The sequence below is a fragment of the Verrucosispora sp. SN26_14.1 genome (assembly GCF_004307965.1).
Taxonomy (GTDB): Bacteria; Actinomycetota; Actinomycetes; order Mycobacteriales; family Micromonosporaceae; genus Micromonospora.
This window is the reverse complement of record NZ_SISL01000758.1, coordinates 1-1,561: the sequence shown is the minus strand read 5'-3', so window position 1 is coordinate 1,561 and position 1,561 is coordinate 1. Positions and strand designations below refer to the sequence as shown.

Here is a 1,561-nt window from a genome sequence, read left to right as displayed (position 1 = left end):
CGGCCGTGGCGGTGCCGGCCGTGTCGGGTGCGGTGGCGTCGGGGCGGCGCAGCACCAGCACGTGCGCGGGTTGCAGGTACGGGTCGAGGCGGACCGCGTTGCGTTGTCCCCAGTCGTAGGTGGCGCCGGTCAGCGCGTCGTGCACGGTGAACCGGTCGTGCCAGTCCAGGCCCAACGCGGGCATGTCCAGCGTGGTGTTGCCCCACTGCACGGTGTGCGAGTCGAACGAGCAGACCACCAGCACCGTGTTGCCGGTCGTCGGGTCGTGCTTGGACCAGCAGAGCAGCGCCGGGTTGTCGATGTCGTGGAAGACCAGGTTCCGCAGCCTGTGCAGGGCCGGGTTCTCCCGGCGGACCTGGTTCAGGGTGGCGATGAACGGCGCCAGCGACCGCCCCTGCGCGAGCGCGCCGGCCCAGTCGCGGGGGCGCAGCTCGTACTTCTCGTTGTCGATGTACTCCTCCGCGCCGGGGCGCGCGACGTGCTCGAAGAGCTCGAACCCGGCGTACATGCCCCAGGAGGGGGAGAGCAGCGCGGCCAGCACCGCCCGGATCTTGAACATCGGCGGTCCGCCGTGCTGCAACGAGGCGTGCAGGATGTCCGGCGTGTTCGGCCAGAAGTTCGGCCGCATGTAGTCGGCCGCCGCCACCAGTTCCTCGCAGTACTCGCGCATCTGCGCCGCCGAGGTCCGCCAGGTGAAGTACGTGTACGACTGGGTGAAGCCGACCTTCGCCAGCCCGTGCATCATCGCCGGTCGGGTGAACGCCTCGGCGAGGAACAGCACGTCCGGGTCGACCTGCTTGACCTCGCCGATCAGCCAGTGCCAGAAGTCGACCGGCTTGGTGTGCGGGTTGTCCACCCGGAAGATCTTCACGCCCTCGCCGACCCAGTGCAGCACCACCCGCAGCACCTCGGCGCGGATGCCCTCCGGGTCGTTGTCGAAGTTCACCGGATAGATGTCCTGGTACTTCTTCGGCGGGTTCTCCGCGTACGCGATGCTGCCGTCGGCGCGGGTGGTGAACCACTCCGGGTGCTCGCTGACCCAGGGGTGGTCGGGGGCGCACTGCAACGCCAGGTCCATCGCCACCTCCAGGCCGTGTTCGGCGGCGGCGACGACGAAGGCCCGGAAGTCCTCCGGCGTACCCAGATCGGGGTGGATGTTGTCGTGCCCGCCCTCGGCGGCGCCGATGGCCCACGGTGAACCCACGTCGTCCGGCCCGGCGACCAGCGTGTTGTTGGGGCCCTTGCGGTTGACCCGGCCGATCGGGTGGACCGGCGGCAGATAGAGCACGTCGAAGCCCATCGCGGCGACCCCCGGCAGCCGCTGCGTGGCGGTGGCGAAGGTGCCGGAGCGGGCCGGCGCGTCGACGGTGGCCGGGATCGCGCCCTCGGAGCGGGGGAAGAATTCGTACCAGGCGGAGAAGAGGGCCCGCTCACGGTCCACCCAGATGCGGTACTCCTCGCCGGTGGTGACCAGCTCGCGGACCGGGTGCGCCCAGAGCAGGTCGGCCAGCGCCAGCGCCGGAGCCACCCGCTGCGGCAGCGGCAGCGCGGTGTCGCGCAG

1 protein-coding gene is annotated in these 1,561 nt (G+C 70.9%); it reads right to left on the bottom strand.

Annotated features, from left to right (window positions below; genetic code table 11):
• The coding region (locus tag EYA84_RS31665) for an alpha-1,4-glucan--maltose-1-phosphate maltosyltransferase (RefSeq protein ID WP_131057834.1) at positions 1–1,561 on the bottom strand (1,561 nt) is incomplete at both ends.